General features: G+C 64.7%; 26 protein-coding genes and 2 tRNA genes. 19 read left to right on the top strand and 9 right to left on the bottom strand.

The window, feature by feature from the left end; all coding sequences use genetic code 11:
* From GGQ74_RS10360 to thiC, 5 genes are read left to right on the top strand one after another with little or no spacing between them, the layout of a single operon-like run.
* On the top strand, window positions 1-777 hold the full coding sequence (locus tag GGQ74_RS10360; RefSeq protein ID WP_167941480.1) for a thiazole synthase: 777 nt from the start codon (window positions 1-3) through the stop codon (window positions 775-777).
* Window positions 774-1,910, top strand: a complete 1,137-nt coding sequence (gene thiH / locus GGQ74_RS10355) for a 2-iminoacetate synthase ThiH (RefSeq protein WP_167941479.1) — start codon at window positions 774-776, stop codon at window positions 1,908-1,910. The genes GGQ74_RS10360 and thiH overlap by 4 nt, the downstream gene beginning before the upstream one ends.
* Window positions 1,907-2,521: a sulfur carrier protein ThiS adenylyltransferase ThiF gene (thiF, locus tag GGQ74_RS10350; protein WP_167941478.1), complete on the top strand. Its 615-nt coding sequence runs from the start codon at window positions 1,907-1,909 to the stop codon at window positions 2,519-2,521. The genes thiH and thiF overlap by 4 nt, the downstream gene beginning before the upstream one ends.
* Entirely contained in the window at window positions 2,518-3,180 is a 663-nt protein-coding gene (gene thiE, locus GGQ74_RS10345) for a thiamine phosphate synthase (RefSeq protein WP_167941477.1), read from the top strand. Before thiF ends, thiE begins: the two co-directional genes overlap by 4 nt.
* On the top strand, window positions 3,177-4,481 hold the full coding sequence (gene thiC, locus GGQ74_RS10340; RefSeq protein WP_167941476.1) for a phosphomethylpyrimidine synthase ThiC: 1,305 nt from the start codon (window positions 3,177-3,179) through the stop codon (window positions 4,479-4,481). Before thiE ends, thiC begins: the two co-directional genes overlap by 4 nt.
* Before the next feature lie 90 nt (window positions 4,482-4,571).
* On the opposite strand, the gene GGQ74_RS10335 is transcribed toward thiC, so the two are convergent.
* Entirely contained in the window at window positions 4,572-4,952 is a 381-nt protein-coding gene (locus GGQ74_RS10335; protein ID WP_342448611.1) for a ferredoxin-thioredoxin reductase catalytic domain-containing protein, read from the bottom strand.
* 270 nt (window positions 4,953-5,222) lie between these two features.
* Between GGQ74_RS10335 and GGQ74_RS10330 the strand changes: the two genes are divergently transcribed.
* From GGQ74_RS10330 to msrB, 4 genes are all read left to right on the top strand, one after another.
* Entirely contained in the window at window positions 5,223-6,632 is a 1,410-nt protein-coding gene (locus tag GGQ74_RS10330; protein ID WP_167941475.1) for a hypothetical protein, read from the top strand.
* A gap of 12 nt (window positions 6,633-6,644) precedes the next feature.
* The gene (locus GGQ74_RS10325) at window positions 6,645-7,757 is read left to right on the top strand and encodes a glycosyltransferase (protein WP_167941474.1); all 1,113 of its coding nucleotides are present in this window, start codon (window positions 6,645-6,647) and stop codon (window positions 7,755-7,757) included.
* Window positions 7,758-7,871: 114 nt separating this feature from the next.
* Window positions 7,872-8,585: an SIMPL domain-containing protein gene (locus GGQ74_RS10320; protein WP_167941473.1), complete on the top strand. Its 714-nt coding sequence runs from the start codon at window positions 7,872-7,874 to the stop codon at window positions 8,583-8,585.
* Window positions 8,586-8,746: 161 nt separating this feature from the next.
* Window positions 8,747-9,340 (top strand): peptide-methionine (R)-S-oxide reductase MsrB, encoded by a 594-nt coding sequence (gene msrB, locus GGQ74_RS10315; RefSeq protein ID WP_167941472.1) that lies wholly within the window; start codon window positions 8,747-8,749, stop codon window positions 9,338-9,340.
* Between the two features lie 78 nt (window positions 9,341-9,418).
* On the opposite strand, the gene GGQ74_RS16500 is transcribed toward msrB, so the two are convergent.
* From GGQ74_RS16500 to GGQ74_RS10295, 4 genes are all read right to left on the bottom strand, one after another.
* Window positions 9,419-10,279 (bottom strand): class I SAM-dependent methyltransferase, encoded by an 861-nt coding sequence (locus GGQ74_RS16500; protein ID WP_167941471.1) that lies wholly within the window; start codon window positions 10,277-10,279, stop codon window positions 9,419-9,421.
* Between the two features lie 589 nt (window positions 10,280-10,868).
* The gene (locus GGQ74_RS10305) at window positions 10,869-11,228 is read right to left on the bottom strand and encodes a hypothetical protein (protein WP_167941470.1); all 360 of its coding nucleotides are present in this window, start codon (window positions 11,226-11,228) and stop codon (window positions 10,869-10,871) included.
* A 342-nt stretch (window positions 11,229-11,570) separates the two neighbouring features.
* Window positions 11,571-11,647, bottom strand: a tRNA-Met gene (locus tag GGQ74_RS10300).
* A gap of 160 nt (window positions 11,648-11,807) precedes the next feature.
* Window positions 11,808-11,884, bottom strand: a tRNA-Met gene (locus tag GGQ74_RS10295).
* A gap of 92 nt (window positions 11,885-11,976) precedes the next feature.
* Here GGQ74_RS10295 and GGQ74_RS10290 point away from each other — a divergent pair.
* From GGQ74_RS10290 to GGQ74_RS10280, 3 genes are read left to right on the top strand one after another with little or no spacing between them, the layout of a single operon-like run.
* Complete coding sequence (locus tag GGQ74_RS10290) at window positions 11,977-12,702, top strand: glycosyltransferase family 2 protein (protein ID WP_167941469.1); 726 nt, start codon at window positions 11,977-11,979, stop codon at window positions 12,700-12,702.
* Between the two features lie 5 nt (window positions 12,703-12,707).
* On the top strand, window positions 12,708-12,959 hold the full coding sequence (locus tag GGQ74_RS10285) for a hypothetical protein (RefSeq protein WP_167941468.1): 252 nt from the start codon (window positions 12,708-12,710) through the stop codon (window positions 12,957-12,959).
* A gap of 31 nt (window positions 12,960-12,990) precedes the next feature.
* Window positions 12,991-13,665 (top strand): TVP38/TMEM64 family protein, encoded by a 675-nt coding sequence (locus GGQ74_RS10280; RefSeq protein WP_167941467.1) that lies wholly within the window; start codon window positions 12,991-12,993, stop codon window positions 13,663-13,665.
* An 87-nt stretch (window positions 13,666-13,752) separates the two neighbouring features.
* Here GGQ74_RS10280 and GGQ74_RS10275 read toward each other — a convergent pair whose 3' ends face one another.
* Window positions 13,753-14,379, bottom strand: a complete 627-nt coding sequence (locus GGQ74_RS10275; RefSeq protein ID WP_167941466.1) for a phosphatase PAP2 family protein — start codon at window positions 14,377-14,379, stop codon at window positions 13,753-13,755.
* Between the two features lie 12 nt (window positions 14,380-14,391).
* Window positions 14,392-15,051: a lactate utilization protein gene (locus tag GGQ74_RS10270; RefSeq protein WP_167941465.1), complete on the bottom strand. Its 660-nt coding sequence runs from the start codon at window positions 15,049-15,051 to the stop codon at window positions 14,392-14,394.
* 203 nt (window positions 15,052-15,254) lie between these two features.
* Here GGQ74_RS10270 and GGQ74_RS10265 point away from each other — a divergent pair, with 203 nt between their 5' ends.
* The 7 genes from GGQ74_RS10265 (at window position 15,255) to GGQ74_RS16180 (ending at window position 21,710) form a co-directional block, all read left to right on the top strand.
* Window positions 15,255-16,151 (top strand): flagellin N-terminal helical domain-containing protein, encoded by an 897-nt coding sequence (locus GGQ74_RS10265; RefSeq protein ID WP_167941464.1) that lies wholly within the window; start codon window positions 15,255-15,257, stop codon window positions 16,149-16,151.
* Window positions 16,152-16,371: 220 nt separating this feature from the next.
* Window positions 16,372-16,506, top strand: a complete 135-nt coding sequence (rpmH, locus tag GGQ74_RS10260; protein ID WP_167941463.1) for a 50S ribosomal protein L34 — start codon at window positions 16,372-16,374, stop codon at window positions 16,504-16,506.
* Window positions 16,494-16,889, top strand: a complete 396-nt coding sequence (gene rnpA, locus GGQ74_RS10255; protein WP_167941970.1) for a ribonuclease P protein component — start codon at window positions 16,494-16,496, stop codon at window positions 16,887-16,889. Before rpmH ends, rnpA begins: the two co-directional genes overlap by 13 nt.
* Window positions 16,890-16,893: 4 nt before the next feature.
* Window positions 16,894-17,169 (top strand): membrane protein insertion efficiency factor YidD, encoded by a 276-nt coding sequence (gene yidD / locus GGQ74_RS10250; RefSeq protein WP_167941462.1) that lies wholly within the window; start codon window positions 16,894-16,896, stop codon window positions 17,167-17,169.
* On the top strand, window positions 17,162-18,766 hold the full coding sequence (gene yidC, locus GGQ74_RS10245; protein ID WP_167941461.1) for a membrane protein insertase YidC: 1,605 nt from the start codon (window positions 17,162-17,164) through the stop codon (window positions 18,764-18,766). The genes yidD and yidC overlap by 8 nt, the downstream gene beginning before the upstream one ends.
* A 90-nt stretch (window positions 18,767-18,856) precedes the next feature.
* A complete protein-coding gene (gene jag, locus GGQ74_RS10240) occupies window positions 18,857-19,951 on the top strand; it encodes an RNA-binding cell elongation regulator Jag/EloR (RefSeq protein WP_167941460.1) in 1,095 nt (364 codons plus the stop codon).
* Window positions 19,952-20,111: 160 nt separating this feature from the next.
* A complete protein-coding gene (locus tag GGQ74_RS16180) occupies window positions 20,112-21,710 on the top strand; it encodes an HD domain-containing phosphohydrolase (protein WP_209280150.1) in 1,599 nt (532 codons plus the stop codon).
* A 109-nt stretch (window positions 21,711-21,819) separates the two neighbouring features.
* On the opposite strand, the gene GGQ74_RS10230 is transcribed toward GGQ74_RS16180, so the two are convergent.
* Both GGQ74_RS10230 and GGQ74_RS10225 read right to left on the bottom strand, forming a co-directional pair.
* Window positions 21,820-22,344, bottom strand: coding sequence for a WbuC family cupin fold metalloprotein (locus GGQ74_RS10230; protein ID WP_167941459.1), 525 nt, complete (start codon window positions 22,342-22,344; stop codon window positions 21,820-21,822).
* A complete protein-coding gene (locus GGQ74_RS10225) occupies window positions 22,341-23,774 on the bottom strand; it encodes an SH3 domain-containing protein (protein ID WP_167941458.1) in 1,434 nt (477 codons plus the stop codon). Before GGQ74_RS10225 ends, GGQ74_RS10230 begins: the two co-directional genes overlap by 4 nt.
* Window positions 23,775-23,780: the final 6 nt, after the last annotated feature.

Genomic DNA, 23,780 nt, shown 5'->3' with positions numbered 1-23,780 from the left:
ATGGACGATCGTTTGGAAATCGGCGGAGTGCAACTCGACAGCCGTCTGTTCATCGGCACGGGCAAATACGGCGACGACGCGCTGATCCCCGCCGTGGCCGAGGCCTCGGGCGCACAGGTCATCACCGTGGCCCTGCGCCGGGTGGATCTCGGCGCGCCAACAGGCAACGTCATGGACCACATCCCCTCGGGCATGCGGCTTCTGCCCAACACCTCCGGCGCGCGCACCGCCGAGGAGGCCGTGCGCATCGCTCGCCTCGCCCGCGCCGCCGGATGCGGAGACTGGATCAAGATCGAGGTCATCTCAGACAGCCGCCACCTGCTGCCCGACGGCTACGAGACGGCACGCGTCACGGAAATCCTCGCCAAGGAAGGCTTTGTGGTCCTGCCCTACATGAACCCGGACCTCTACGTGGCGCGGACCCTCGCCGACGCGGGGGCGGCAGCGGTGATGCCGCTCGGTGCGCCCATCGGCACCAACCGGGGTCTGCGCACCAAGGAGATGATCGCCATCCTCATCGACGACCAGCGCCTGCCGGTCATCGTGGACGCCGGTCTGGGCAGGCCGTCGCAGGCCTGCGAGGCCATGGAGATGGGCGCGGCGGCCTGTCTGGTCAACACGGGCATCGCCTCCAGCGCGGACCCGGTGCGCATGGCACGAGCCTTTGGCGATGCCGTGCGCGCGGGCCGCGAGGCCTTCCTCGCCGGAGCCGGAGCCACACGGACCACGGCCAGCGCATCCTCGCCGCTGACAGGATTTCTGGAGGCCCGGCCATGACGGGCTTCCCGGAGCTGTGCGCCACAACCATGGACCGCGACCTCGCGTCGTTCTTCGCACGCGTCACGCCGGACGACGTCCGCCGCGCCATGGCCCGCAGCATGCCGTCGGCCGACGATTTCCTCACGCTGCTTTCTCCTGCGGCGCAAGGACTGCTGGAAGAAATGGCGCAGCGCGCCCACGAGCTGACGGTGCGCCACTTCGGGCGGACCATGCAGATATTCACCCCGCTCTACCTCTCGAACCACTGCACTAACCGCTGTGTATACTGCGGCTTCAACGCGGGCACCGGCGTGGCCCGCAAGCGGCTGACCATGGACGAGGTCCGCGCCGAGGGCGAGACCATCGCCGCCTCGGGCCAGCGCCAGCTCCTCATCCTGACGGGCGACGCCCCGGCTCTGGCGGGCGTGGACTATCTGGAGCGCTGCACAAAAATCCTGCGCGGGATGTTCCCCTCCGTGACCATGGAAGTCTTCGCCATGACCGAGGCTGAATACGCCCGGCTTGCGGCGGCGGGCATCGATGGGCTGACCATGTTCCAGGAGACCTACGATCCCGTGCTCTACGAGCGCCTGCACCCCGCCGGGCCGAAGCGGGACTACGCCTTCCGTCTCGGCGCACCGGAACGCGGATGCCGGGCCGGAATGCGCGTAGTGAACGTGGGGGCGCTTCTGGGCCTGTCCCCGGACTGGCGGCGCGAAGCCTTCCTGACCGGCCTGCACGCCGATTACCTCCAGCGGCACTACCCGAATACGGACGTGGCCATATCGCTTCCGCGCATGCGGCCGCACGCCGGGCACTTCCAGCCCGCCACCGCCGTCACGGACGCGAACCTCGTGCAGATTCTACTGGCCCAGCGCATCTTCCTGCCCTTCGCTGGCATCACCATCTCCACCCGAGAGGCTCCGGCCTTCCGCGACAACATCGTGCCCCTTGGCGTCACGCGCATGAGCGCCGGGGTCTCCACGGCCGTGGGCGGCCACGCATCGGACGACAACGCCGACACCGTGCAGTTCGAAATCTCGGACCATCGCGGCCTGGCGGAGTTCTCGACCATGCTGCGCTCGCGCGGGTATCAGCCCGTGTACAAAGACTGGGAGCCGAACGCGCACGTCGCGGGGAACCGCCCATGAACGCCGTGACGCAGGGCTTAGCCCGGCACATCGGCGCAAACGCGCTGGCCGCGCTGGGCCGCGTCCGCGTGGGCATCGCGGGTGCGGGCGGCCTTGGCTCCAACTGCGCCATGCACCTCGTGCGCAGCGGCTTCACGCACCTGACGCTGTGCGACTTCGACAGCGTGGACGCCTCCAACCTCAACCGGCAGTTCTTCTTCGCCAGCCAGACCGGTATGCCCAAGGTGGACGCGCTGGCCGACAACCTGCGCGCCATCCGCCCGGACCTCCACCTCGACCTCCATCGCGAACGCCTCGACGAATCGAGCGCGCCGCGCATCCTCGCGGGCTGCGATGCGGTGGTCGAATGCCTCGACGACGCACGTGCCAAGGCCATGCTCGCCACGACCATCGGCCCGAAGATCGGCCTCTACGTCGGGGCCAGCGGCATAGCGGGCTGCAATGCGGCGCGGCGCATGGACGTCACGCGCTTCGCAGCCACCATGTTCATCGTGGGCGACATGCGGTCCTCGTGCGACGAGCTGCCGCCGCTCTCCCCCGGCGTGGGCATGGCAGCGGCCATGCAGGCCGAGATCGTACTCGCCCACTTCCTGAAGGAGCACCGCGCATGACCAGACCCATCACCCGGCGCACCATCCTCGACACGGACCTCTATTGCCTCACGGCACAGCGCTTCTCGCGCGGGCGGTCCTGCATCGAAGTGGTCCGCGCCATGCTGGACGCCGGGGTCACCCTCGTCCAGTACCGCGAAAAGACCAAATCCGCCCGCGAGAAATACAAGGAATGCCTCGCCATTCGGGAAATGACCCGCCAGGCCGGGGCGGCCTTCATCGTCAACGACGACGTGCACATCGCCATGCTCGTCAATGCGGACGGCGTGCATGTGGGGCAGGACGACCTGCCCGTGGAGTCCGTGCGCAGGCTCGTGGGCGAAGATATGGCCATCGGCCTGTCCACCCACTCGCCGGAGCAGGCGCGCGCCGCCGTGGCCTGCGGAGCGGACTACATCGGCGTCGGCCCGGTGTTTCGCACCTTCACCAAGGAGGACGTCTGCGAGCCGGTGGGCTTTACGTATCTGGAATGGGTCGCCGCCAACGTGGAGATTCCCTTCGTGGCCATAGGCGGCATCAAGGAACACAACGTGGCCGACATCGTGCGCCGTGGCGCGCGTTGCGTGGCCATGGTCACAGAAATCACGCAGGCCGAGGACATCGGCGCGAAAATAGACGCCATCCGCCGCGCCATGGCGGAGGCGAAGGAGCACTCATGAGCTACACCACCCAGATGGACGCCGCCCGCAAGGGCATCGTGACCCCGCAGATGGAAACCGTGGCCCGCAAGGAGCGCGTACGCGTCGAGGACCTCGCCGACCGCGTGGCTGCGGGCACCGTGGCCATCCCCTGCAACCGCAATCACGCCGCCATCGACCCCGAGGGCGTCGGACAGGGCCTGCGCACCAAGGTCAACGTCAACCTCGGAATCTCCAAGGACGCCAACGACGTGGACCGGGAACTGGACAAGGTCCGCCACGCGCTGAAGCTTGGCGCGGAGTCGATCATGGACCTCTCCTGCTTCGGCAAGACGCAGGAATTCCGCACCCGGCTGGTGCAGATGTCCCCGGCGATGATCGGCACCGTGCCCATCTACGACGCCGTGGGCTTCTATGATAAGGAACTGGCCGACATCAGCGTGGACGAGTTCTTCCGCGTGGTGGAACGCCACGTGGAGGACGGCGTGGACTTCCTGACCATCCACGCCGGGCTCACCCGCGCCGCCGCCGAACGCCTCGACCGCACGGAGCGCATCACGAGCATCGTCTCGCGCGGCGGGTCGCTGCTCTACGCGTGGATGAAGCAGAACGGACGCGAAAACCCCTTCTACGAGCACTTCGACAGGCTGCTCGACATCTGCGAGCGCCACGACGTGACCTTGAGCCTCGGCGACGGCTGCCGCCCCGGCTGCCTGCATGACGCCACCGACGCCTGTCAGGTGGAGGAACTTATCACCCTTGGCGAACTGACCAAGCGGGCGTGGGCGCACAACGTGCAGGTCATGATCGAGGGGCCGGGACACATGTCCCTTGGCGAGATTCCCGGCAACGTGATGATGGAAAAGCGCCTGTGCCACGGCGCGCCGTTCTACGTGCTCGGCCCGCTGGTCACGGACATCGCCCCCGGTTACGACCACATCACCGCCGCCATCGGCGGAGCCGTGGCCGCAGCGGCTGGCGCGGACTTCCTGTGCTACGTCACCCCGGCGGAGCACCTGCGCCTGCCCGACCTCGACGACATGAAGGAAGGCATCATCGCCACGCAGATCGCCGCCCACGCGGCGGACATTGCCAAGGGCCTGCCCGGCGCGCGTGAGCGCGACGACGCCATGTCCCGCGCACGGGCCGACCTCGACTGGTGCCGCATGTTCAAGCTGGCCATCGACCCGGTACGCCCGCGCAGCTACCGCGAGGCATCAGCCCCCGAGGTCGAGGACTCATGCACCATGTGCGGACGGATGTGCGCGGTGCGCACCATGCGCCGCGTGCGCGAGGGCAAAGCGCTGGCCATGGCCGAATAGCCCGACGCAAGCGGCGACCCCTCACAGCGTCACCAACACGAAAAAGCCTCCCGGTCTCGCGACCGGGAGGCTTTGTTGCGTCTGGTGAAATCACTTGCCCCGCTTGCAGCGCGGAGCCTTGTCCGGGGACGGATCGGCGACATCGCCGTAGCTCTGGCGGCCGTCGTGATCCTCGGGCAGGTATTCGGTGATGGGCAGGCCGCCTTCGGAGACGAACAGCATGCAGTGACAGTACTTGTACTGCTGCATGTCGTCGCAGGGGCAGATCCATGTGCGCCGCGTGATCTCCTCCTGCTTGTCCGGATAGAAGCGGCAGGGACACAGCGGCTTGCCGAGGGTGTCCACGTGCGCGGCGAGGCCCTGCACAACGGCCTCGGTCACCTCCGGTTCCGGATGGGTGAAGGTGCCGGTCTTCCCGAGATATTTATCCACGTACTTCCTGATCAGTTCAAGACTCTTCTCGCTGGGCACGTCCTGTCTCCTTGTGGCCTGAATTCGAATTGCGCTGATGATTTCTCAAACCGCGCACAAAGGCAAGGCCTAGTTGCCGCGCCATGGGCCAATGCACGCGCCAGCGGCCACGTCGCGCCGCTCGCGCTGGCACGACGCATCGGACGCGCCAGCATTTCCGCATGCAACCGCCCGTTCGCACACGTCAATTTTCTCTCGCCCCATTGCACTGATTCCGCCCGTGGTCTACACTGGCCCATCCCACTCCCACAACCGAGCATCAGGAGCCACATGACGACACCGCATCGCGTCGCACTCGCGCTCTTCATCTTCGCAACGTTCGCATTCCTGCACGTTATTTCCGCTGTGAATCCATCCTTCCCCATCACGCCGGACACGCACAGCTACGTCGCTCCGCTGCCGACCATGCTCGCCGAAGGGCGCTTCGCCACCGACGACGGGCCGGAAACCTTCCGCACGCCGGGCTATCCGCTGCTGCTTCTGCCGCTGTACGCTCTGGGCGGGGACGCGGGATTGCTGCTCGTCCCGGCCATGCAGTTCCTGCTACTGGGCCTCACGGGCATCGTGGCCTCGCGCATGACGGCCCTCGCATTCCCGGATCGCCCACACGCTCCCGCCGCAGCCCTCTTCCTCGTGCTCTTCAATCCCACACTGCTCATCAACGCGTGCCGCATCATGACCGAAATTCCCTTCACCCTCGCCGTGGCCTGCGCCACATGGTGCATGCTCCTCGGCCTGCGAGCGGGACGCGTGCGCGCCGCCGCCCTGTGCGCGGGCTTCTCCATGCTCACCGTCGCGACCTTCATCCGCCCTATCGCCCTCTACCTGCCATGGGTGGCCGCCGCCTGCGCCATTGTGACGCTGCTGCGCCGGGCCCTGCCGCTTCGCACCGCCCTCGTGGCGCTCATGCTCGTCGCGCACATTATCGCCACCGGGGCATGGACCGAGCGCAACGCCCGCCTCGCCGACATGCCGAGCTTCTCCACCGCGGCGGACTACGCCCTCTACGAATACATCGCCTCCGCCGTCTTGGCCGTGCATGACGGACGGGACTGGCAGACGGTTCGCCACGAACATCAGGCCCTCGCCGCAGCCCTCCCCCCGCGCGAGCGCCACGTCTTCATGCGCCGCGAGGGGCTGCGCATCCTCGCCGAGCACCCCGCCGCCGCGCTGCGCGTGGGCCTACGCGGGGCGCTGCCGCTGTTGCTGCAATCGTCCACGGGCCACATCCCGGAGCTTCTGGGCCAGCGCCACGGCGGCAGCGGCATCATCTACAAGTTCGTCAGCATGCCCCTCGGGGACTTCATCGCCCACGTCCTGCGCGAGGAGCGCCTCCTCGTGGCGAGCCTCGCCGCAGGTAGCGCCTACCTCGCCGCGCTATGGGGGCTTCTGCTATACGGATTTGCCACAGAATGCCGCACTCCGCACACGGCCACGGCTGGGCGCTTACGCCTGCCCCGTGCAGAAATCGTCTTGCCCCTCGCGCTGGCCGCATGCCTGCTTGCGCTGTCCGCCGGGCCCATGAGCGTGGACCGCTTCCGCGCGCCCGTCGTTCCGCTGGTGGCCATGGTCGCCGGAGCGGGTCTGTCGCGCATTGCGGAACGCGTGGCCGCGCGGCGAAAGCGCCCAGACGGCGACCCCACCGACGATACCGCCCACAGTCCAACCCCCTCACGCTGACACGGAGCCGACATGTTCGACCACGCCTTCACCCTGTCCGTCGTCGTCCCCTGCTACAACGAGGAAAAGACCCTCGCCCATTGCATGGAGCGCCTGCTGGCCATCCGCGACGACATGCTCTCCCTCGAAATTCTCATCGTGGACGACCGCTCCACGGACGCCAGCCTCACCGTGGCGCGGGAACTGGCCGCCAAGGAGCCGGCCATCCGCGTGCTCGCCCACGAGCGCAACATGGGCAAGGGCGCGGCGCTTCGCACCGGCTTCGCCAACGCCACCGGGGACTTCGTGGCCATTCAGGACGCGGACCTCGAATACGACCCGCAGGACCTGCGACGGCTGGTGAAGCCGCTGGTGGACGACGAAGCAGACGTGGTCTTCGGATCGCGTTACCTGAAGCCCCATGCGCGGCGGGTGCTCCACTTCTGGCACAGCCTCATGAACAAGGGGCTGACCTTCCTCTCCAACCTGTTCACAGACCTCGACCTCACGGACATGGAAACCTGCTACAAACTCTTCCGGCGCGAAGTCATCCAGTCCATCGACCTGCGCGAGGAACGCTTCGGTTTCGAGCCGGAGGTCACGGCCAAGGTGGCACAGATGCGCCTTCGCGTGTACGAGATGGCCGTCGCCTACCACGGCCGCACCACCCTTGAGGGCAAGAAGATCAACTGGAAGGACGGGCTTCGCGCGTTGTACTGCATCCTGCGCTACAGCGCCCACAAGGCCCCGGTGCCCATCCAGTTCCTCGTGTACCTGTTCATCGGCGGAGCCTGCGCGCTGGCGAACCTCGTCGTCTTCTGGCTACTCTCCAGCGCCGGGGCCGGGCTGACCGCCTCGGTGGTCGGGGCTTTCGTCGTCGCCGCAGCGGCCAACTACCTCTTGTGCATCACCCTGCTCTTCCGCCACGGCGTACGCTGGGGCGCGGCAGGAGAGTTGGCGGTCTATGCGGGCGTCGTCGCAGCGGTGGGCCTGTTCGACCTCACGATCATGCAGACGCTCGTTGCCGCCGGTGCGTCGCCAACCTGCTCCAAGATCACGGCGGACCTCATGGGCCTCGCCCTCAACTTCGCCGGACGCCGCTACATCGTCTTTCCCGAGCCGCCAGCCGGACCGTGGCGGGTGTGAGCCGCCCGCGCAAGGCCTTGCGGCACGCGCCGTCACCGGCCATCTTTACCTCGGCTCCACACGGGATTAGACTGACCAAAATTTCGGCAACCATCATTCAAGAGAAGGACAACCATGAACCACTCCCGCAGCGCCGCGCTCATCCTCGGCGCGACCATCGCCATCGGCCTCGCCATGGCCGGATATTTCCTCTCGGACGGACTGGTGCGCCTCAAGGCCGCCGAGCGCTACGTCACGGTCAAGGGCCTCGCCGAATGCGAAGTGCAGGCGGACCTCGCCATCTGGCCCATCGTGTTCACCGCTAGCGCCAATTCCCTGCCCAAGTTGCAGGAAGAGCTGGACGCCGCCGACGCCACCGTCACCGCCTTCCTCGCCAAGCGCGGCTTCACCGCCGAGGAAATCGGCCGCAGCGTCCCGCAGATCACCGACTATCAGGCACAGGGCTACGTGTCCGACAGGCCGCCGCTGGCCCGCTATTCGGCCCGCGCCACGCTCACCGTGCACACCCCCAAGGTGGCCGAGGTCAAGAAGGCCATGGCCGAATCCGGCCAGCTCGTCACCGCTGGCGTCGCGCTGGCGCAGGACTACGGCAGCCAGCCGGAATTCAGCTTCACCGGACTCAACGCCATAAAGCCCAAGATGATCGCCGACGCCACTCAGAACGCCCGCGACGCCGCCAGCCAGTTCGCCAAGGACTCGCAAAGCAAGGTCGGCTCCATCCGCCGCGCCACGCAGGGCCTGTTCACCATCACCAACCGCGACGCCAACACTCCGGAAATCAAGAACGTCCGCGTGGTCACCACCGTGGACTACTTCCTCGAAGACTAGCGAACACCGCCGCCATCCGAAACGCCAAGGGGCCGCAGGACACACCGTCCTACGGCCCCTTTCGCATGCTCACGCGCGCCCACCCCTCGCGCCCGGCGTTGACTTTTCGGCGCGCGGCATCATTTTTTATGAAGCACCAACCGCAACACGGAAGGTTGACCATGAAGCCTCTTGCCTATGCCATGGCGCTTCTGCTCGCCCTGCCGCTCACCAGCGCGTGGACGCGGGACGCGGGCACCGCGCCGGACCAGACAACCGACAAGGCGGTGACGGCCATGACCACGAACACCACGGCCAGCGACGGCCCATGGACCAGCTACGAGAAGCCCGACGCCAAGGCCCTTCGCTCGCTCCTCTCCCCCCTCGAATTCGAAGTGACACAGGAGGAAGGAACGGAACGCCCCTTCCACAACACCTACTGGAACGAAAAGCGCGACGGCATCTACGTGGACGTCCTTTCCGGCGAACCGCTGTTCAGCTCCACGAACAAGTACGACTCCGGCACGGGCTGGCCGAGCTTCGACCGCCCGCTGGAGCCTGCGAACATCGTCACGCGTGAGGACCGCAAGCTGTTCTCCGTGCGCACCGAAGTCCGAAGCCGCCACGGCGACAACCACCTCGGCCACGTCTTCGACGACGGACCGCCCACCACCGGCCTGCGCTACTGCATGAACTCCGCCGCCCTGCGCTTCATCCCGCGCGAGGACATGGAGCGCGAAGGCTACGCCCGCTACCTGCACATCTTCAATCGCTAACCGCCCCACACACGCAAGAAGGCCCACCGACACGCGCCGGTGGGCCTTCGATCATTCGAAAAATGCGAATGCGAAACGCTAGGCCTGCCACACGCCCCACAGGGAGCGCGGAAGGACCTTGTCGCCGCTGGAATGAGCCAACGCCAGCTCGCCGATCTCGATGCTCCCGCCCGCATGGGGCATGGCGTCGATCAGCAGATTGCGCAGCATGAGCGCCGAGGCGTTGGTATTGTACATGGTCAGGATGACGAGCCGCGCATCATCGGACAAGAGCTGTCCGCAGTCGGCGAGCAGATCGGCCACCTGCGCGTCCACCTTCCACAATTCCTTGTTCGGACCGCGCCCGAAAGCCGGGGGATCGAGGAGCACCGCCTCGTAGCGGTTGCCACGGCGCACCTCGCGCTTGACGAACTTGATAGCGTCGTCGAGCAGGAAGCGGATGTTCTCGTCCTTCAGGCCGGAAAGCTCCTGATTGCGGCGGCCCCACGCGATGGCGGGCTTGGAGGCGTCCACGTGGGTGGTCTCGAATCCCGCACGCACGGCGGCCAGCGTGGCCGCGCCGGTGTAGCCGAAGAGGTTCAGCAGGCGGGGCTTGCGGTCGCGCACGGGTTCGCCGTGCTTGGCAAGGCGCATCCAGTGGGGCCACTGCTCGGGAAACACGCCGACATGCTTGGAGGTCTCGGTGAAGCGAGCCAGCAGCGTGTTGCCGTTGCAAGGCAGCAGCCACTCACGCGGAGCACCGGGCTTGAAGGTCCAGTTACGCTCGTCATGGATGGCCACGGCGCGGTTCCATTCGCGCTCGGGCAGGCTCGGCTTCCACCACGCGCGCGGCTCCCCGCGAACGAGAATCACCTCGCCAAAGCGTTCGAGCTTGCGACCCTCGCCGGAATCCAGAAGCTCATACTGGTCCCACTGGCTGAAAAGCACCTCTATCTGCACATCGTCCTCCTGATGATCAAATCACTCTGCACGCCGCGCACATTGCCCGAACCCGGCCCGGAAGGCAACGGGTGCGCGCGCACCTTTCCGGATGGGGCAGACGGGCGGGGGGGGGAACTTATGAGGGATCGGGGAGTTGTCCCCAGATCCACTGACAGGGCCTTCTTCTCCCAACAAACTATTAAAACTATGGGTTCTCCCACCCGCGGCAGAAAACTTTACCGCACAACTCGAAAAACTAGCGCGACAAAGAGAATGGCTAGCGGCGACGCGGTCAATCATTGCAAAATCGCTTCAGGATGGCCGAGACGCACGCGGTATAATTCAACCAAACACAAAAAGGCAAGAAGCCTTCCACCCTATTGTCTACCTGAGCGGCCACCTAAATCTCGGCACACCCAACGGAACGAAAACAAGGATAGCAATTCATTGATAGTAACAAAATGAATTGAGTTACGAAGCACACTTCAATCTCAGAATTCAATTATGGAATCATGAGCATGCCTGTATATCCACTTTTGATCACATATGCATCGACAATTATATGCTTTCAGTAATCTCACTTAAGCGCTATGGAATATGCATAATATTACATAATTAGCATCTCTACTTGCGCTTTCCCTTCCCTAGTCAAACTATAACGAACACCACCGTCAATTGCGACCAAGTACGCCTCCCTAGACATCTCGGCGCAAAACTCTGAAAACGGTCCAAGCTCCCAATCTGACAATCCCATTGCTTGCAATATCTCATCAACAAAAACCCCTCCATCAGAATCCGCTTGAAGTTCATAAATTGTCTTCATAATTTCTTGCTTATCATATTTTACCATTTTGCTTTCCTCCTCTTTTTCGCCATTCTCACCAATTAAGATATCGCCACTCCCGACTCGCCCAAGGAAATGCTGTGTGATCCACAAACCCGTGGTTCTATCTAACTTGCAAATCACATACGAATCCCACCTGGGTCAAAACGCGCCCTCAACGATCAGCAACTTTTCGCACAAGGCCCAGCACCAACACTTAACCGCCCGCAGAACCTCGACCACATGGATACTCATAGCGCTATCTATGATACGCATCCAGCACCACATCCTAGGTTGGCTAGTGTGTAAGATCCCAATAGGTTTATTCTAGAGCCCACCTGACCGCAAACAATATTCAAAAATTCTCCCTGTCCAGCTCAACTATCCCTGCAGAGAAGCTCATACAATTAGGATCTATTGCAGGCTTGACTAACGGCCCAAAAACAAAAGGGTCTAGCACTAAGTGCTAGACCCTTTGATAATCTTTGGTAGCGGGGACAGGATTTGAACCTATGACCTTCGGGTTATGAGCCCGACGAGCTACCATGCTGCTCCACCCCGCAACGCTGTTGCGAAAGCGTGTCTACGCTTTCGATCTTCCCTTGGCAAGGACTTTTTCGGACATTTTCCGATTTCGTCGATCCGGGGAAAATCATTCTCGACAGGATGCATCCGTTGTGATGAGAAGAGCCTCGGGCCAAAGCCCGAGGCTCGGATGATCGTTGGTAGCGGGGACAGGATTTGAACCTATGACCTTCGGGTTATGAGCCCGACGAGCTACCGTGCTGCTCCACCCCGCAACGCTGTCGAGAAACGAGTGTCTACACCTGTGGTCTGACGATTGTCAAACACTATTTACAACTTTTTCCAAATTGACTATCCCAGTCCGGTCATGATCGATATCAAAAGCGTATCACTGGTCATCCCCGTTTTCAACGAGGAACAGAACCTGCCCATACTGTTTGAGGAAATCAGAAAGGCCGTCGAGCCTCTGAGCCTGGAGTGGGAAACCATCTTCGTCGATGACGCGAGCACCGACACGTCCCTCGCCGTCATGAAAAACCTCGCCCAAAACGATTCCCACGTCCGCTATCTCGCGTTCGAGAAGAACTGCGGCCAGTCCGCAGCCTTCGGAGCCGGGTTCGCCGCCGCCACCGGCGAGGTCATCATCACCATGGATGCAGACCTCCAGAACGACCCGGCGGACATCGCCAAGCTCGTGGAGACCATCACGGCCAACGACGCGGACATGGTCATCGGTTGGCGCGCCACCCGGCGCGACACGCTGGTCAAGCGCGTCAGCTCCATCATCGCCAACGGCGTGCGCAACCGCCTGACCCGCGAGACCGTGCGCGACACGGGCTGCTCGCTCAAGCTCATGCGCACGGACATGGCCCGCAGGCTGCCCATGTTCACCGGCATGCACCGCTTCCTGCCCACCCTCATGAAGATGCAGGGCGCGAAGGTCGTGGAGATTCCCGTGAACCACCGCCCGCGCCGCCACGGCGAAAGCAAGTACGGCACGTGGGACCGGCTGGTGGCCTCGTCCTACGACCTCTTCGCCGTGTGCTGGATGCAGAAGCGCTTCGCCAATTACCGCATCAAGGAACACAACTAGCCGTCATGCCGACGGACCATTCCTGGTGGGCGCTCGCCGCAGGCCTCACCCTTCAGGGATGGTTCGCCGCACAGGTCATCCTGCACGACCGACCGAGGCCACCGGCCATCTTCGCGGCCGTGATCGGCATGCTCTGCTGCCTTGCGGCGGCATGGCATCGGCACGACATCGTGCTCGCCACGGGGCAATGCCTCGCGGCGTGCGCCTCTCTCCTTTTGTATCTGCGCCGCCCCGCCCAGCCGGGACGACGGAGCTGATATCACCGTCCCCAATTTTCGGGAGCTGCACTTGGATCGCAAACAGGCCCGCGCCTATTTCAAAGGATTCGTCATGCTGGCCGTGCTCGTCGCGGCTGGCGCGCTGCTCAACGCCATGGACCTCGGCGGAACCATGGACGAGCGCTGGATCGACACGCACATTCGCGGACACGGCGCGGCGGGGCTTGGCATGTTCACCCTCGCGGCGGCGCTGTTCACCGCAGTGGGCCTGCCGCGACAGGTGGTGAGCTTCCTCGGCGGCTACGCCTTCGGATTCGTAACCGGAACGGCCCTCGGCACGCTCGGCACCGCCATCGGCTGCGCCATGGCCTTCTTCTACGCACGGCTGTTCGGGCGCTCCTTCGTGGCGCGCCGCTTCGGCCATCGCATCCGCAAGGTGGACGAATTCCTGCGCGGAAACACCTTCAGCACCACCCTCGTCATCCGCTTCATGCCCGTGGGCAGCAATCTGCTCACCAACCTGCTGGCCGGTGTGAGCGGCGTACGCGCCACGCCCTACCTCGCGGGTTCCGCGCTGGGCTTCATTCCGCAGACGCTCATCTTCGCCCTGCTCGGTAGCGGCTTCAACGTGGACCCGGCCCTGCGCATCACCTTAAGCGTGGTGCTCTTCGTGGCCTCCACGTGGATCGGCTTCCGGCTGTACCGCTCCCGCCGTGGAGCCAGCGTCATGAACAACGACGAGTGACCCAGCTCCCGGCACGAAAAACATTTCGGCCCGCCTTCGCGACAGTGCGAGGGCGGGCCGAATCATTTTCAGGCTCTGGAATGCGAATCAGGTCCGCACGGGCGGCGAGGCGTCCGGCCGGGACGCCCCATCAAGCGATGGCACACGAAGCGCGGTGAGCGCGGCACACACGCAACAGGCCACAGCCACGCCGAACAGCCAGCCCATGGCCACGTCCGTGGGATAGTGCTTGGCCAGATACACCCGCGAGAACCCCACCAGAAACGGCAAAGTCCACGCGAAGCGCACCGCGCGGGGCCAGAAGAACAGCGCCACGCAGGCCACGGCCATGGAGTTGGCCGCATGGGCCGAGGGATAGGAATTGCCGCGCGGCTTCACTGGCACGAAATCCGCTGGGCGCTGCCGCCACTCGCCGTCCTCGTGATAATGGACCATGGGCAGCGCGTTGAGCGGCCGCAGCCGCCCCACCTGCTTCTTAACCACGTTGGTGCCCGCGTCGGCAAGGGCGAGGGACGCCACAAGGGCGACGAACACCACGGCCCGGCGGCTCCACGTCCGGTTGCGCAAACCGGCGGCCACGGCAAGGCCCACGGTCAGCCACAGAAAAGCCGGTGACGACACCAGCGGCATAAGCACGTCGAACACCGCGTTTCGCGTGCCGAAGTGCAGGGCATCGAAAATCGCCGCGTCCCACGGCGGGGTTGCGAAGGGCATGCCGACCGCCACCTAGAATCCGGCCTCCGCGTCGATGAGCACGACGCGAATGCGCTTCTTCGGTGCGGACTTGGCCGTCACCAGCCACGAATTGCAGATGCGGTCCGGGCTGGAACAGTCCTCGCAGTGCAGGGTCTTGGTGCACGGGGTCTTGCGGTCGAGGCGGATGGCGTTGACCGGCGCGGCGTACTCGCGGATGCGGCGCATGCCGGAGTCCACGTCGGCCACGACCTTGTTGCCGCCGACAAGCACGATGACGTTTCGCGGCCCGTAGGCCAGCGCGGCCACGCGGTTGCCGGTGCCGTCGAGATTCACCAGCTTGCCATCCTCGGTGACGGCGTTGGTGCCGGTGATGAAAATGTCGGACAAAAGCGCCTGCCGCCGCAGTTCGAGGGTATGGGCGGGGTCGGTCCGGTCGTAGGTGTCGAGAACTTCGAGATCCGGGTGCGCCTTCACGGCCTCGTACACGCCGGAGTGGACGACCGTCACGGAACCGCCAAAGGCCGCGACCTTCGCGCCCTGCGCGACAAGCTCGGGAATGATGGAGCCGAGCACCAGCTCGCGGGCGGCGTTCTCGTCGGGCACGACGGTAGCCGCAAAGCCGTTGCGCTCCAGAGCCTTGGCCACCTGTTCCAGACGTCCGCTCCTGAATGCCTGCACTGGATTGTCCATTCGTCTCTCCTTCGTGAAATATTCATCTGATGACGCAACCGTCACCCATGCAAGGAAGAAGTGCCCCAGAAGCCCCGTCCGGTCAAGGTTTCGCGCCGCAAACCCCGGCGGCGGACCTCAAGGCACACCCCGATTTTGCCGATAAGACCACCAGTTCGCGACATCGGCCGGACGACGTGTTCGACCGACACCGGGAGGTGCCCGTGTCACTGATCATTCAGCACAACCTCATGGCGACCAACGCCGCACGCAACATGTCCGTTGCGTTCACGTCCCTTGCGGGATCGGTGCGCAAGCTGTCCTCGGGGCTGCGCATCGCCACCGCGGCGGACGACGCCGCGGGCCTCGCCATCCGCGAACTGATGCGTGCCGACATCGCGAGCATGAATCAGGGCATCCGCAACGTCAACGACGCCATATCCCTTATTCAGACCGCCGACGGCGCGGCCCAGATCATCGACGAAAAGCTCACCCGCATGAAGGAACTGGCCGAGCAGGCGGCATCCGGCACCTACAACTCGGACCAGCGGCTCATCATCGATTCCGAATATCAGGCCATGGCCAGCGAGATTTCGCGCATCGCCAACGCCACGGACTTCAACGGCATCCACCTGCTCAACGGCAACCTCTCGGGCGAGAACTCTCTGCACTCTGGCAGCGCCCTCGTCTCCACCGGGCCGCTCAAGGTCCACTTCGGCACGGCCAACGACTGCGCCGAGGACTACTACTACATCAGCATAGGCAACATCACCGCTTCCGCGCTGGGCATGGGCACCGGCGCGGCCACCTCCGCGCAGGGCCGGAGCATCTCCACCCAGTCCGCCGCGCAAAACGCGCTCTCAGCGCTCACCACGGCCATCATCTCGAAGGACCGCATCCGCGCCAACCTCGGCGCGCTGGAAAACCGCCTCTACGCCGTGACCAATCTCGCCATCATGGCCGAAAACCTTCAGGCCGCCGAATCGCGCATCTCCGACGTGGACGTGGCGCTGGAAATGACCGCCTTCGTCCGCAGCCAGATACTTTCCAACGCCGCAGTAGCCATGCTGGCGCAGGCCAACACGCTTCCGCGCATGGCGCTATCCCTTCTCGAATCCTAGATGTAAAGCTGGCGATATGCATTCGCTTGACATCGCTTCCGCGTTCAGGCACATAGCGCCCCTTGCCCCAGAAGACGAGATCGGTACCACACTGCGCCAAGGCGTCGCGAAACGCGCGCCGCACACGCAGGGTCCCACCCGCGCGGAAAGCCGTGCGGCTTGACTTTCGCGGGGCATGGGGGTACCTACTATCGTTTAGCTTTGCCAAGGAGAAATCATCATGAAAAGAACATACCAGCCGAGCAAGACCCGGCGTAAGAGAACCCACGGTTTCCTGGTCCGTTCCCGCAGCGCGAACGGCCGTGCAGTGCTGCGCCGCAGGCGCGCAAAGGGACGCAAAAGATTAGCTGTCTAAGTTTCCCGCGCACGCATCGCCTGACCAGGCGCCCCGAGTTCCTGGCCTGCTACGAGCGAGGCCGGCGATACCATTCACGGCATTTTTTACTTTTCGCGCTGCCCTCCGGTTTTCCGGAAGGAGTATGGCGCGCCGGCTTCGCCGTGAGCAGGAAAGTGGGGTCCGCGGTCAGACGCAATCGCATCAAGCGTCTGTTGCGCGAGTTCTTCCGGTTGCATCAGGAGAGAATCTCCGTTGCGCTGGATTTTGTCGTAGTCCCCAAGCGCCACGTTGACGCGAAGACTCTGCTCATGCAGACCGTGCGGGACGAACTGCTCGCGCTCGTGGTCAACGCCCAAAAGGCACCATGTGCCGCGACGGGGAGTTCCTCCCGGAAACGATAGAATCATGCGCACGCTTCTTATCCTGCTCATCCGCGCATATCAGCGCTGTATCTCCCCGCTCTTCCCGCCGACTTGCAGGTTCGTGCCCACATGTTCTTCTTACGCCCTTGAGGCCGTGCGCGTGCACGGCGCGCTCCGGGGCGGTCTCCTTGCAGCCTGGCGCATTCTGCGCTGCCATCCCTTCTGCAAAGGCGGTCTTGACCCCGTTCCGCCAAAACGGCAGCCCGCAGAGTCGCCCTCACACAAACGCCATCGTTTAGCAGGTGCATCCAATGGATAACAAGCGAGTCATTCTTGCCGTTGGTCTGTCCATGATCGTGCTCGTGGTCTGGAGCTATTTCTTCGGCCCGCAGCCCGGCCAGAACCCCGCGCAGACCAATCAGACCCAGACCGAACAGGCCCAGACCCTCACCGCCCCCGACGCCACCGCTCCCGCAGTGCCCGCCGAGGCTCCGGCCTTCGTGGCCTCCGCCGGACGCGATGTCGTCGTGGAGACGCCTCTGTACAAGGCCATATTCAACTCCGAAGGCGGCGTGCTGACCTCCTTCGAGCTGAAGCGCTACAAGGAAACCATCGAACCCGGCTCCCGCCCCGTGAACCTCGTGTCCGACGCCGCCATCAACCGTGGCACCCTCGGGCTTCTGTGGAACGGACAGGGAACCTGGCGCGACGGTCAGTGGGCCGCTCCCGAAGCCGACTCCCTGAGCCTGCTCGTGGACAATAACGGCAGCCTGACCTTCACCGGTCAGGTGGGCGATCTGCTCATCCACCGCACCTTCTCCTTCCAGGCCGACAACTACCTCATCAACGAGAAGGTCAGCCTGACCAACACCTCCACCACGCCGCAGTCCGGACGCCTCGGCTTCGCCATCGCCTCCGCAGACCTGACCGGCAAGGAAGACCGCTACAATCCCACGCGCGTCTCCTTCCTCACCAGCGACGGCGTGGACAACGAGAGCGACCGCGACGACCTCGCCAAGGGCATCAAGCTGACCGACGGCGTGCAGTGGGGCGCGGTGCAGAGCAACTACTTCACGCTGGCAGTCGCCCCCGAACCGGGCGACCTGACCCTGCGCACCAATTTCCAGAGCGACCTGTTCCGCCTCCAGCTCGACAAGGAGGCCGTGGACCTCGCCCCCGGCGCGGCCCGCGAGATCGCCACCAGCTACTACTTCGGCCCGGTCATGGAGCAGTACCTCGACGCCGCCCCCGGCGGCCTGTCCCAGCTCGTGACCTACGGCTTCTTTGACGTGCTCTCCAAGCCGCTGCTCAAGCTCCTGCACTTCTTCCACGGCTTCGTGGGGAACTGGGGCGTGGCCATCATCCTGCTGACCATCCTCATCAAGATCGTGTTCTGGCCGCTCTCTCACAAAAGCTACAAGTCCATGAATCAGATGAAGAAAATTCAGCCGCTCATGGCCAAGGTCCGCGAGCAGTACAAGGATGACCGCCAGAAGATGAACGAGGAGATGATGCGCCTGTACAAGACGTACAAGGTGAATCCGGCTGGCGGCTGCCTGCCGATGATGCTCCAGATTCCCGTCTTCTTCGGTCTGTATCAGGCTCTGCTGGGTGCCATCGAACTGCGCCACGCGCCCTTCATCACCCACGTGCCCTTCACGGACATCATCTGGCTGGCCGACCTGTCGGCCAAGGATCCCTTCTACGTCACTCCGCTGATCATGGGCGCCTCCATGTTCCTCCAGCAGAAGATGACCCCTGCACCCGGCGATCCGACCCAGGCCAAGATGATGCTCTTCATGCCCGTGATCTTCACGTTCCTGTTCCTGAACTTCCCCGCAGGACTGGTCGTCTACTGGCTCGTGAACAACATCCTGTCCATTGCCCAGCAGTGGATGATGTTGCGCAAGGCCTAGACGTAGCCCGATATCTCCGTTGGCGGGGCGCACCGCGCCCCGCCAACTCAAAGGGTTGCACGGCCGGTCTCGTCCATACCAGGAGACCACATGACGGAATATAAGGAGTTTGAGGGTAAGACCGTCGACGCAGCCATCGAGGAGGCCTGCCGCCACTTCGGCGTGGAGCGCGACAAGCTCGAAATCGAGATCATGGACGGCGGCTCCCGCGGCATCTTCGGCCTCGGGAAAAAGAACGCGCGCGTCAACGCACGCCGCAGAACACTCGGAACCGAACGCACGCTTCTCGACGGCGACGAATTCCTGAAGGAACTTCGCCGTTCCACTCTCGGCGCTCCCCAGTCTCCCGCTCCGAAGGAGACCGAATCCGCGCGTCCTCGCGCCACCGAGCAGCGCCCGGCCGAAAGGCCAGTACCAACGCCTAAAGAGACGCCCGCTCCCGCAGCGCCCAAACCGGCGGAGCAGGCACCCGTAGCCGCACCGACACCGCAGAGTTCCTCGCCACGCGCCATGCGCAGCGAGGCCCAGCCCCGCGCCGAGCGCCCCGCGCAGGCCCCGCGCATCGAGCAGGGCGCACCCGCACCCCGCACCGAACGCCCCGCGCAGGCACCCGCCCCACGTCCGGCTCCGGCACAAGCGACCGAAGCGGCCCCGGCTCCCACGCCCCGTGTGGCCAGCCAATTGCCCGCGCCCACGCCCGAACAGCTCGAATCCACGGCCCTCGAAATCATGACCGAACTGCTGAGGCCGCTGGCCAGCGACCCACGGCTGACGGTCAGTCACGAATCCGGCCGGGTGAAGGTCCGCATCGAGGACGAGGCCAGCTCCGGGCTGATCATCGGCCGCGAAGGACAGACCATCGCAGCCATGCAGTACATCGCCAACCGCATCGTGGCGCGGCGCTTCGACACGCCGGTCCGCGTGCACCTCGACGCAGGCGACTACCGCGATAAGCAGGACGACAACCTGCGCAAGATGGCCCTGCACCTGGCCGACAAGGCCCGCTCCCTCGGCCGCACGCAGAGCACCAAACCCCTGTCGTCGTACCATCGTAGGCTCGTGCATCTCGCTCTTCAGGATGACGAGACCGTCCAGACCCGTTCCAAGGGAGACGGCCCCCTCAAGAGGGTCATCATCTATCCCAAACGGGACCGGGCGGCCAAAGGCCCCACCGGCGACGAATAGCCTTCCGCACGATATCAACGCGGCCCGACGTTCCCAGAACGTCGGGCCGCTTCGCATTTACGGGACTGAAGCCCTATCCGCGACATATCGCGGCACCGCTAATGATTGTACACTCAATCATTTGGTTGACTTCATTCGAAAATGACCGGATAACGCCGCCGTGCCGACATCCCGCCTGCCGCGCGCCACTCTCGTGGCCTCCCGATTCAAGCCACATTACATGCTCAGACTGGCGCTCATTTCGCTCGTCACGGGCGGAGGCTGCCTCATCCTCGGCTGCCTGAGCCTCTTCTCCGTGCCACTGCGGGGAGATGTGGCACCGCTATGGCCGTCTGCTGGCTGGCTGTTCGGATGCTACTGGGTCTACGGCTCGCGGGCACTGCCCTCGGCCCTTGCCGGATCGCTCGCCGCCGCGCTACTCATGCAGTCCCCGCCGACGGCCCTCGCCTTCATAGCGCCCATCGCAGACACGTTTCTGCCCTACGCGGCCATTCGGCTCCTGCGGCGGCACATGGACAACGCAACACTGCTCGGCACCGTGCGCAACACGCTGTCGTTCATGGGCATCGGCGCGGCGCTCCCTTCCCTTGGCACAGCCGTGCTGTCCATGCTCATCGTCGCGATCCCGCAGCACCAGCCGCCGCTCTACGCCCTCGAACGGACGCTCATCTGGTTTCTGACGGATTTCACGAGCATCCTCACCATCGCCCCGGCGCTCATCGAGGTGTTGCGAATGCCTCGGCGCACGCTGAGCAGACGCCCCACCCTCGGCGACATCGTGCTGTTCAGTCTGGAAATATGCTTCAGCCTGCTCCTGTTTACGACGTTCATCCTGCACGACATCAGCACGTATCCGCTGCTGTTCTTCCTGCTGCCGCTCTCCTTCTGGGCCTGCCTGCGCCTCGGGCCGACGTCCATCTCGCTGTTCGTGCTTCTGTCGTCGGGCATCGCCATCGTCGGCACCCTGCACGGCGTCGGCGTCTTCGCGCCGTACCCGACGGACACCGGCATCCTGCTCGTGCAGGTGTACACCGCCATCAAGTCGGCCACGCTCTTCGTGTTCTGCGCCCTCCAGCAGGACCGCAACGCCACGCATGACTCCCTCGACCGCACGCAGGCGGCAACGATCATCGGGCTGGCCTCGCTGGCTGAAACCCGCGACAACGACACCGGGCACCACATCCTGCGCACGCGCCACTACGTGCGCATCCTCGCCGAAACCCTCGCGCGCTCGCCCCGTTACCGGAGCATCCTCACTCGCACGCACATCCACCGCATTGCCAACTCCGCGCCACTGCACGACATCGGCAAGGTCGGCATCCCGGACGCCGTCCTCCTCAAGCCCGCCAGACTTTCGCCCGAGGAATTCGACATCATGAAAACCCACGCGGAACTCGGCCGCGAGGCGCTTCGCAAATCATGCAGACTGCTGGGCATGAACTCCTTCCTGCGCACTGCCGAGGACATCGCCTGGACGCACCACGAGCGCTGGGACGGCACGGGCTATCCGCGCGGCATACAGGGCCTGCACATTCCGCTTTCCGGGCGCATCATGGCTCTTGCCGACGTCTACGACGCCCTCACCTCCCCGCGCGTCTACAAGCAGGCCATGAGTCACGACAAGGCGCGTGAGGTCATCATCGCCGAACGCGGCCGCCACTTCGACCCCGACGTCGTGGACGCCTTCCTCGCAACGGAAAATGAATTCCGAACCGTGGCGGAAACCCTGCTCGATGACGCGAATCCGCTCCCCGTCTGAGCCGCGCCAAGGCCCGTTTCCCGATCACAAAACGGCACGGCCCCGACTCCTTCGAGCCGGGGCCGTGTCGTATCAGCCACAAAATCGAAACCGCGCCACTCCCGGCGCGTCATTCCATGGTCTGGCGCACCAGTGCGTCGAAATACCCATGTGCCGCGTCGGTCCCCTCCGCAGGAGCCCACAATGCGAAGTCCTTGTCCGTGGCGCGGGTGTAGGGGCCGGGCTTCACCTCGAAGACCAGCGTATCCGGTTCGAGGGCATAGAAGCAGTGGTACACGCCGGGGACCACGTCGATGCCGAACACCTCGCCCCCGGCCCGGGCGGTGAGGCAACGGTCCACCTGACCATCGCCGGAAAAGGTCACGAAGCGTATGGCACCACGTAGCACCACGAAGGACTCGGCCTTGGGCGGATCCACATGGCGATGGGGCCGCACGTAGGAGCCGGGCTGCACGGCGTTGAGCATGCGATGCAGGGCGTCGTCCTGTGTGCGGTGCAGCGGCTGGATGATGCGCCCACGCGGACTGCGGCGCGACGCATCAAGGGCGAGTTCCACGAGATCGGTGCCTATGGTCTCAACCGCGCCGTCAGGGGCGGCGAGGGCCAGCGGAAAATCACGAAGTCCCCCGCTCATCGCGTCAACTCCGCGGAAACGCCATCCACCACCTGCGGCTTGGGCGCGACCTTGGGCGGGAGCATGGTCATGCCACCGAGGACGTTGAGCATGATGCCGGCAGGGCGCACCAGTTCGGGCAATTCCTCGCCCGGAGCAAGGGACGTCACCACCGTGCGCCCCACCACGCGCCGCGCCTCGCGGCCCTGCGAATCCTCGATCTTCACGCCCCACATGGTATGCAGGATGGCGGGTCGCCCCTGCCGCGAACCGACATAGAGCATGATGTGCCCCCGACGCCACAAAAGCGTCATCCACGGCACGCCGTCGCGCTCGATGAGCTGCGTTCGCTGCTGCGCATCAAGCCCGTCGAAGGAGACGAAGGTGCCCGCGCGGGACTGGCTATAGGAGTTGCGCGGCAGACGGATGCCGAAGGGCACAAACAGGTCCATGAGCGTGGCCGAGCAGTCCCGGTCCTCGTACAGGCCGCCCCAGCCGTAGGACTGACCAAGCATCTCGTCGGCCACGTGGGCCAACGCCCCCTGCGTGGGAATCTGCGGATAGCTCGCCACCACGGTGGAGGAAATCTCCGCCGTGGCCAGAACAGCGCGCCCGAGTTCACCGCGCACGGCCAGAAGCACGTCGCACTGGTCCTCGCACTCGCCCACCAGCGGCAGCAGCATGCCCACCCTGCCCTCGAAGCGGAAGGCCCCTGCCGTGTCGATGACGGACACGTGGTCGCGCACGAAGGCGGCCATGGGCCACTCCTCAAAGGCCGCCATCACCTGCGCGTCCACCGGAGCCACATCCGACGCAGGCATCCAGCCCGAGGCGAAATGCGTCTCGGCCATCACCCACGCCCCATCGCGAGAGACGTGACTCACGTAGAGCGGCGTCTGCGCCCACACGCCGCTGTTCTGAAGCATGTCGAAGGGCCACCCCTCGCCGGGAAGGGCGGAATCCCGAAACGCGGGCCGCAGCGTGGGCAACGCGCGCAGGGAACTGTGCCGCACAGCTATGGCCGGATAACCCGCATTGGGATACGCGGCGGCGTCGGCATTGGCGGTCATGCGCGCAAGCCACGGCCTGCCGAGGGCTCGCGTGTCCTCTCCGAAGAGGCGGTCGGGATCGGTGCCGAGGTAGGCGAACACATGTTCGGCCTTTGCGGCGGGTGCGGTCCGATGCCACGGGGAAAACCACAGGCGCAGCAGTTCGGCCGCCTGACGGGACGCCTCCTCCGGGGCCAGCAGCGGTTCGGCAGCGCGCTCGGGGTCCACATAGCCCCATGCAGACTGGGGCAGATCGACCAGATCGCGGACCGGCGGTTCCGGATGCGCGGGCTGACGCGCCGGCTGACAACCGGCGAGGGCCATGCCGAAAACGACCGCGACAACGCATGCTGCGCGCACGACGGCGGCGCGGCGGAACAGGGAGAGGGTGGACTTCTTCATGAGTGG

Source organism: Desulfobaculum xiamenense, from assembly GCF_011927665.1.
In the GTDB taxonomy this organism is placed as follows: Bacteria; Desulfobacterota; Desulfovibrionia; order Desulfovibrionales; family Desulfovibrionaceae; genus Desulfobaculum; species Desulfobaculum xiamenense.
Note: the sequence above shows the minus strand (reverse complement) of the source record. Positions and strands in the feature narration are given on the sequence as shown.